This is a genomic window from Veillonella montpellierensis (assembly GCF_947090115.1).
In the GTDB taxonomy this organism is placed as follows: Bacteria; Bacillota; Negativicutes; order Veillonellales; family Veillonellaceae; genus Veillonella; species Veillonella montpellierensis.
The window spans coordinates 107,136-116,817 of sequence record NZ_CAMUMS010000009.1 but is presented as its reverse complement, the minus strand read 5'-3'; the positions used below and the strand labels follow the sequence as shown (position 1 = coordinate 116,817).

The window sequence follows — 9,682 nt, the reverse complement described above, 5'->3', positions numbered from 1 at the left end:
TTGACGCTACTGCTGTCAATTGGGATAGGTTGACTGCATCATGATCGCCTGTCCCATTAGCAACATCCGTAATGGTAGCGCCACCAACAGAGATAGTACCCGGTTTGGTTTCTTCTTTTCCACCGTCTCCTACAGTTTTTGTACCACTCGTAATGGTGAGTGTCGTACCTCCATTGGAGATAGTTAAATTATCTGTACCGCCTTTACCTGCAATCGATGTAATACCTTGTAAGTTAGACGCTAATTGTACCTTGAGTGCACCATCTACATGATTCACACCAATGTTCTTGTCCGTTAAGGTATCTTTAGTAGCACCACCAATGATCTTCAACGTACTATTGAGTTTCTTTGTGATCACATTCGTAGTACCAGTAGCATCGTCACCAGCATATTTCATGCCATCATCCATAGTGGCTACTTCATGTTTGACCGGTTTCTTTGTATCTGGATGCTGAGGGTCTACTTCTTGTGTTTCGTAAATGATGCGTGTCATGCCATCTTTGCCATCTACGCCATTTACACCCTTATCGCCTTTTATGGTAAGGCCGTTAGCACCATTTTTGCCTGCAAGACCAATGGATCCATCTGCACCATGAATCGTTACCGATGACCCATCTTTACCATGTACGCCGATGGTACCATCGGAACCTTTTTCACCTTTTTCACCGACGATGATTTCAGGATCTTTACCTGGTGTACCTGATTTGCCAGCTTCGCCTTTTACGGTCAAGGTAGTGGTGGTAACAGATTTCGATGTTAAGTCTTTATTAAGTTTCACCGTTACTGTCGTATTCCCATCAGCGCCTTGCTCAATCGAGGTGAGTACGTTTTTACCATCGTACTGTTTGTCTTCCGCAGAGGCATTATCTGGTATATCTGCCGTACCTTGAATGGTAACGGTAGACCCTAGTTGGTTGGTCTTAGGCTCACCAACATTGGCATTGAATACAAGTCCTTTTTGTGTAGCTTGCGTTACGGCTTGCGTAATGCTGTCATCAGCAGCCTGTTTAAGATCAGATACGTTCACCGCTGCGGTAGGGTGATTGTTCTTTTTCGCAGCTTCCTTCAAGCGGTCTAGGAATGTTGGTTTCGCATTCCCCTCAATCGTAGTGCCAGCAATGGCCGATCCTACGTTATTCAAGATGGTCTTCCCATCGGTTCTCGATGTATCCGCCGCTTGAATCCGCGTTTCCACTTGGTCTTTCGGTACTTCTACGTTTTTATCTGTATAGAATTTACCATCTGCACCAATGTGTAGTTTATGGCCTTCTTTATTTGTATAGACAACTGGTAATTGTGCTCCATCAACAACGCCTTGTTTGTTCACATTCACCGTGTACGCATGATTACCATTAGTTTCTGTATCGCTAACGGTAACAAGATTTGTATCGCCCGACGCTACGGTGGTTACCGTATTCGTATCAGTTCCTTTCGGTGCGCTAATGGTGATAACACCTTGCTTTTGCGTTACACTCACCCCATCACTGCCTTCGATGGCAATGCGTTTCGTTTCACCATCTACACCTGTTGCTTGTGCTTCTACCTTGGTATACGTCTCTCCATTTTTAACCGCAAGACCCCATTGATCGGCTTGTTTTGCCAAGGCACTGTCATCGAATTTCAAGGTGACATCAGTGCCTTTCGCCGAAGTGGTGATGTACGTATCATCGCCTTTGATGTTGAACTTAACATTCCCATCTTTTAGCGATTGTGCCGTTGTACTCTGATTGCTATCGGCACCAAGAGCAATGGTATGTGCCACTTGTCCTTGTATGGTAGTTACATCCGAAGCTTTTGCTACCCCTGCTATGGTTACCGTTTGTGCATGCGATGCATCCGTATCGGCAGGATTTTTTACAATCAACTTAACTGTATTGTCATCATTTACCGCATAGCTACCATCTGTATTGTTATTCGGATTTGCCACAAGTCGATAGTCTGTACTAGATTTGTTTGCAATTTCAGCGGATATCGTTTTCAACTGATCTTCTGTGACGGCACGACCTGATACAAAGGTTGGACTTGTTACATTCCAGTCTTTGTTATCTAATCCTGTGACAAAGTTACCAGGGGTTTCCTTTGCTCCCTGTGCTGGTGTGGTGCCATTGGCACTAGGGGTAACGGATTGATGACCTACAACTACACCAGCTGCATCAACTTTACCTGGCGTAATCGTAGTAGTCGTATCTCCTTGTTTAACTTCTACCTTTGATAAGTCTGTAACTTCATCATGCAAACTGTAGGTAAAGTTTTTTCCATCTTGCTTAATGGCAAGATTTTTACCAGCTTTAAAGGTTACCGTATTATCATTAGTAACACGCTCAACAGTAGCTTGTGTATCCGTAACACGTGTGCCACCATCCACATCGGACGTAACATTCCAACCTAAGTTTTCTTTTAAATCTTTGGCAGTCATGTTCAAATCATATACATTGACCACACCAGTTGGAGCTATTTTTGCCGCCTCTTTTAGTTTATCTGTATAGGTAGCATTGCCGCCACTAGAAGCTGGTACTTTATTGATACTCGATCCTACATTCGATAATGTAGGAGCCGTCGCCATAGACGAGGTCGTACTTCCCGCTCCATCTACAAGGCGTGTCCGTACATCAGTAACTGGTTTATCTACACCAGTCTGTGGATGTTCATTTGTATAAAATTTGCCATCTGTATGTTTATACACACGATTACCACTAGCATCAGTATACACTACGGGAATGGTATTAATAATTTCTTTACCACTAATCGTTACTGTACTACCCTTAGCAGTAACAGAAATTCCATCAGCCCCTACAAGATCAACGCGTTTATTGGTTGTGCTTGGCGTCACACTATGTATAGTGTCGCTAGAGTCTTTAGCCCCCAAATTCCATGTAATAGCATCTAGCTGCGATTTATTAACTGCATCGCTACCGTTTACCCCGGCCTTCAGATTCGTAATCGGCTTATTATTCATATCAATGTTGGCATAAGAAATAGACGGACCTGCCTCATCAGTTGCAGTATCACCATTATATTTATAAGTGTTAAAGCTTCTAGATTTTAAATCTGATTTGAGGCCAAGCAATATTTGTTTACCATGAGCTGCATCATCTCTTGCAAAGGTGCCAATATTATTTGTTTCAAATCGACCAGCACCAGCCCCCCATTTTTCATTAACTGCACTACCTACTATCGCCACTTGTGGACTTGCTTTAGTTGGCGTAACTACGCCATTATTATCGCCTTTGAAAGTCGGTGTAAATACATTACTAAGTGTATTTTTCACAGTATCTGTTAAACCTACAGAAAGGGCATTACCATTCGCACTAGTTACAACATAACCAGATTCTCCTGTTATTTTTAACGCATCTCTATGAACTAGTAAATCACCGGAAGTTTTTCCATCCCCTTCAATCTTAAGGTTTAGTCCTTTCAATTGAGCCACGTTCACTGCATCTGTATCTTCTGTACCAGCAGATACATTCGTAATTTGACGTGTTTTACCTTTCGCTCCTACCGACACAGCTCCTAAGCCCGAAGTAGAGGCAATACCGCCCGCTGTGACAGGACTATAGGTATTTGTTCTACCTTTTGCAGGATCCCATCCGACAACACCTTTTTCCGTATTTGCTACCGATTGACTTCCAAGAGCAACGCCATCATTTATTCCTACTGATGTGCCATCACCGATGGCAATCGAACTAGTACCACTGGCATAGGAATTATTGCCAATAGCAACGGAATTAATAGCCCCCGTACCAGCTTGATAACCAATAGCAACCGTATTATTGCCTACACTTCGTGCGTAACCACCAATCGCTACAGAATTACTCCCCACAGCACCCTCATTATGATAGTTCGAGCTAGTTGCTATACCATGAACTACCTGATTAGAGCCTTCACTTCCATTTGTTGACAAGAAATGTACTGTTGCCGCATTAATTTTATCGATCGTATTTTGTGTTAATCCTACAGAAATCGTATTATTTTCTGCGTTTGTAGTGATATATGTACCGTCACCTTTCACAGTTAGTGTTTGGTCAAATAATCGTACATCCGCTTTCTTCTTATCCGTAGTATTACCAGCAATTTTCAAATTAATCGCTTTTACCTGTGCTACATTTACCGCATCTGTATCTTGCGTACCGCCAGCTACATTCGTAATCTGTCGTGTAGAATTTCCACTGCCCACAGATACTGCACCCAATCCAGAAATTGCTGCGGCCCCATTCGTTATTCCTTGATAATTATTGCGTCGCTTCGTTGCCGGATCCCATGCACGTACACCTGCAGGAGTACTAGCTATCGCAGCTGAACCAAGAGCAACCCCATCGTTAGTGGATACCGTTGCACCTTTACCAATAGCCGTTCCTTGGCTATTGTTGATCGTACTGCCTTGACCGATAGCAACACTATGAGCGGCACCATTTTTTATTTCTGCACCTGTACCGATAGCAACACTTTCTTTAGCATTAACTTTTGTGTTAGTACCCATGGCAATCGCTTCTTTTTGATTCGTATAAGCATATCGTCCGATAGCAATACTATTAGCGCGAATTTTTAAATCACTTGGATTCGTACTATTGTCTTCGACCTTTGCACCAGATCCAATGGCGATAGAATTTTCTCCCAATGTGTTCGCACCAGAGCCAAATGCTATCGCATCGCCACCTTTGGCCGTTGCACTTTTACCAATTGCTACATCTTGATCTCGTTTTGCTAGTGCTCCTGCACCAATCGCCACCGCATTATTACCTGACCATGTTCCATTCCAGGTAGTAGCCTTATCATTGTCATCTGCTTTTGCTACAGCGCCATCACCGATAACAACGGAACTACTACTGTTAGCAGTAGCAAGGCGACCAACAGCAACGGATCCCTCCTTTAACGCATTGCTACGAAATCCGACGGATACAGCATCTTTTGCCGTTTTAGCTGTTCTTGCCTGCGTGCCGATTGCCACCGCGTTCGCATTGCCCGTATATGAAGCGCTACCAATGCTAATGCTATCATTACCATATGCACCTGCGCCATAACCTACGCCAACAGCCGTTTCTCCTATCGCTTTTGCAAAAGGACCTAATGCCATTGCCCACTTGCCACTTGCTTGATCATTATTATAGTTAGAAGAGCGGTCTTCAATATCTATGCCATTTTCTGCGTAGCCCGCCTTCATCTTCGTATTTTCATCGGTCTTGTTTTTACCGCCGTTTTCCTTGCGATTATTATCCACCGACAAGAAATGAGCATCGTAAGACTTCCAATCGCGCAATTGTGCTACGGTAACCACATCATTATCTAACGCACCAGGAGCTACATTCGTAATGCGGCGAAGGGTATGTATTGTTCGTTTAACCCCATCTACATCACTGGTAACTTCTTCGCCACCAACAGATACAATGCCACGATTTAAATCATTTAATTCTTTTAACTTGTCATTAAGTCTTGAGCCTTTTGGTAAGTACGCTGGCACCTTAATGCCATCTTGTTCCTCTAATATGACGGCGCCATGTGCATCGTATTCATATAAATTTTTAGGTTCTAGTATAGGATCATAAGGGTCAACGCCCACTTTCAATTTAGGTGCTAATCCACGGTAATAATCGGTCGACCCATAGCCAAGGACCACATTATTATCGCGATCTGCATGGGCCCCTTTACCAATTACCACTGCTCGGTCCACCATTTGATACGCCCCATGGGCTACGCTACCAGAACTTGCACCGTTCCCCATGACCACGTTATCCTCGCCATAAGCTTTCGATTTCGTTCCGATGGCAATTGAATCTTTCCCTTGTACATGCGACGTATTACCGATGGTAATCGCATTTTCTGAAGCAGAACCAATCGTGGAGTATTGACCAACGGCAACGGAATTTTTAGAATGCGTTGTAATACCATTCCCCATAGCAACAGTGTGAAACGAATTCTGATCCACTTGTACATTGGTACCGATACCAACACTGCCCTGTGCCAAGGTTTGTGATTGAGCACCAATCGCTATCGCTCGTTTCGCACCAGTGCCTACTCGCGCCGTACTTCCCAACGAAACACTATCTTCTGCGCCTTCTTCTACGTTTGAACTATCGCCGATAGCGATGGAACGATTCGCATTTTGCTCTACTCTACTTTTATTACCTAAGGCTACGCTATTTTCAGATAATACGAGCGTGTCTACACCAATACCGGAGGAGTTATCTCCTAACACCGCCGCTCGGTTACCTACAGCGATATTATTCTTTCCATACGTACTAGACAATGTGCCTAACGCAAGGGAGTTTTTATTGAACGCTTGCGCCCCTGTACCAATCGCCACCGATTGAGCCGCTTTTTCCGTAGTATGCGCAAGAGATCCTAAGGCAATGCTAGCATCACCTTTGGTAAAGGCACCTACACCCTGTGCAACACTGGCATTCCCACTGGCCGATGTGTAGTTACCAATAGCGATGGCATTGTCGCCCTCTTTCGCCACATTTTCAATAAAATTATCTGCCACATTCGGATTTTGTATGATATCTTTCGCCACGTCTAAATTTAATGCATTGTGTGTAGAGTCTGCCACATAGGCTTGATTGAGTTTTTTATCCAATAATTTGGATACACCGCCCTGTTCTCGTAAGGCCTTTGCTAATATATGATCGCCGCCCTGTTCACCTGCAGCAGAATTTGCATCGCCTACTAGAGCCGCATAGTCTGGCGAATATACCAATGCTTGTTGGTAGGAGCCGATTCTTGCATTCGATACGTTAATGGCGCCTGTTAATTGTTCTACTTTCTTCGTATCACCCTTCTGTGTAGCAGTAAATAAATCGTGTTCAAGTTGTCTCTTGTTTTCTTGTTCTGCAGATAATTTAGAAAAAGTATCAAGAGTATTCGCGTTTAAACGACTACTCATTCCTTCGATTGTCGAAATCAAGTTGTTACGTGGTCCAAACTTGGTATTGGCAAAGGTGTTATAGCCAATTGCCAAGGAGGATTTTCCCGTTGCCTGTGTATTAAATCCGATTGCATTACTACCGTCTTCATTCGCACCAGAGCGGGCCCCTAGGGCTACAGAAAAATTAGATTTAGAGGTAGATTTAAACCCAATGGCAACATTATCATGCGTATCTGGTGCATACACAAACTTACGAAGTTGATTATCCCAACCTATTGCTTTAGACGCTGAATCTGCGTATTGACCTAGTGCAATAGCTCCAACACCAATTGCTTTAGAGTTCCCCCCTAATGCAATCGCCCCAGCTCCTCGTATAATCGTATCCTCACCACCAGTAATATTACTTTCCTGATAGGTAACGTATCCTCGATTGACTGCTAACTCACCTTGTGCATTGCTACCTGAAAAATATGTCGTTTTCGTTGCTAATGGCTCATGATAGAATAGAGCATACAATTGTCCTAGCGTAAGCTTTAATTCGGCTGGCGTCTTACTCAATATGGTTTCTGTCTTTTTCTTCGTTGTATCGCCATATGTGGCGCCAGGTGCCAGTCCAGCTTGTTCAAACGCCAATCCTAGCAATGAAGGTGGGATGACCGCTTGTACCATGGTAGGCACACTGACCCCAATACTCCCCGTAATCAAGAAGGCAATTACCGCCCCTTTGCTATACCGTCCTTTATCCTTTAATGCCCGTTTTAAAAAACGTTCACATTCCAAGAAAATTTGACTCGATTTCATACAACCTCCATACTACTATCTGTTGTTTATTTACAATACATATCTGTATTAGATAATTCCAATTTTAAAATATCTATTTTATTATTATATCGTAATCATCTAATGATTTTCAATTGTATTCATACTATTTTTATGCGATTTTTTCTTAGTTGTCAAACAGTTCTGATACAGACCCGTAATATGGATGTAGTAAGGATTTTCTATCGATTCATAGGATGGATAACAGAGGATACTGTTTGTGCCACCCTAGTATAGCTACGTGCATATCGTTGATGGCCTCTAAGAAAGTATCAATACATATCCTACCTCTAACCTACCTAATACTAAACGCCACCTGTTTTACGTATGCGAATGGCATCTCTAAAATACTGCTGAATGTATCTAAGCGATACGGGGTAGTAATGATTTGCATCTACGCCTACATCATACCGAAGTATACCGTTTGCACGATTTTCCTCATTATATCGTCCGTCAGAATGAATATGTCCATGCAAATGAATGCTACTATTATGACGACTTCGATTCCATTCCATCAAAGGATAATGCATAAGGACATATTTTAATTTTTCATGATTCAATTCTCGATAATCACAAATATCTTCAAACAAGCTCGTATCATTCTCCACATCATGATTACCACGAATCAAAATTTTACGACCTTTTATTTTCCCAATTAACACATTCGCCTCTGATTCTGGTATGCGATGGGTCACATCACCCAATATGTATAACATGTCATTTGCATGCACTACCGAATTAAAATTGTGAATGATTTCTCGATTCATCGATTCCACATCCTGAAAGGGCCTATTTTGAAATTGTATAACACCTCGATGCCCTAAATGTAAATCACTGGTAAAATATATTTCCATAGTTATAACACCACTTCCCCCATACATCTATCTATAACATATTTTTAAATCTGATTTCATATTCCGAGCTTCTTGTAACCACGTTCGAAACTACATCGCAAAGGATCAACGCTATGTATATGTTTCATACGTTCATTTTGATACGGTACATACTGACTGTCTTCTTTGGCTAACAATATCATATATAATATTATTTCTCTATTTCACTTTCCCATGGTTCATCGGGCTTGACTATCACGACTTAAATTTTCTATTTTCTTAACACACAACAATTTCGGCATGTGTAAGGCTAAATGGTCCGCATACTGCAAAAGTGAGTTATAATAGGCCTAGTATGGCGAAAGCTACAAAAATATGCGCTAATAGATGCAAGTCAAAGCTTCCTATCAACGGGAATTCGTCATCGTTTAAGTGACTTTATATATTCTTTTTGTTTCGTTGTAATGCGCTTACTTTCACGTGCTTTCTGTATTGCCTTATTATGAATCCATGTATCTAAGCGCTGTTCTTCAAAATATTGTATAGTCGCATCCCACTCTTTCGCCAAGGCCGTTGCAAAAAACCAGGCGATCATCATCCGAACGTAATATTCCTCACTCTTAACAGAAAGGGATATTTCCAAATAGGCAGGTTTACAATCATCATCAAGAAAGTAAGACATTAACATCTCAATTCCAAAGCGGATAGTATATTCCTTTTCCGATTTAGACCATTCTTTAATTTTTTCCAACAGTGCTGTTGTATTCTTCTTGAATATCTTAGGAGACATACTATCGCAAACAGCCCAATTATCTACATAAGGCAAAAATTCATCAACCGCATCAATACAGGTATCATAGTCTTTTATTCCAGAAATTAGGAGTCCGTGAAGCATATTTTCATCATAGTATGTATGTGGTAAATCCTTAAGAAATTTTGATGTTTCTGGATCCCCTACAATTCTTTTAGCAAGCTTTCTAGCCTCTGGAACTCTAACCCCTATAAATAGGTTTCTCGGAATATTTGGGACCAATTTTGCCTGAAAATCAGCGTATGAACTATCCTGCAATGCCAATAATTCTTCTTTGATATTCACTTCTGTCACGCTCCATTCGATTTCTATTTATCGCTTACCATGGATTGTATAAGATAGATAGTCTTCATCACTTTG

General features: G+C 41.9%; 3 protein-coding genes. All 3 read right to left on the bottom strand.

What is annotated here, in order from left to right; translation table 11 throughout:
* A partial coding sequence (locus tag P6940_RS06165) for a hypothetical protein (RefSeq protein WP_277293493.1) occupies positions 1-7,660 on the bottom strand: 7,660 nt, incomplete at its 3' end.
* 323 nt (positions 7,661-7,983) lie between these two features.
* Positions 7,984-8,532 (bottom strand): metallophosphoesterase, encoded by a 549-nt coding sequence (locus P6940_RS06160; RefSeq protein ID WP_277293492.1) that lies wholly within the window; start codon positions 8,530-8,532, stop codon positions 7,984-7,986.
* 400 nt (positions 8,533-8,932) lie between these two features.
* Positions 8,933-9,616 (bottom strand): DNA alkylation repair protein, encoded by a 684-nt coding sequence (locus tag P6940_RS06155; RefSeq protein ID WP_277293491.1) that lies wholly within the window; start codon positions 9,614-9,616, stop codon positions 8,933-8,935.
* Positions 9,617-9,682 lie beyond the last annotated feature (66 nt).

Bases quoted from the DNA above. Each gene is read 5' to 3' on its own strand.
- P6940_RS06160 (WP_277293492.1), bottom strand. From the start codon at position 8,532: ATGGAAATATATTTTACCAGTGATTTACATTTAGGGCATCGAGGTGTT.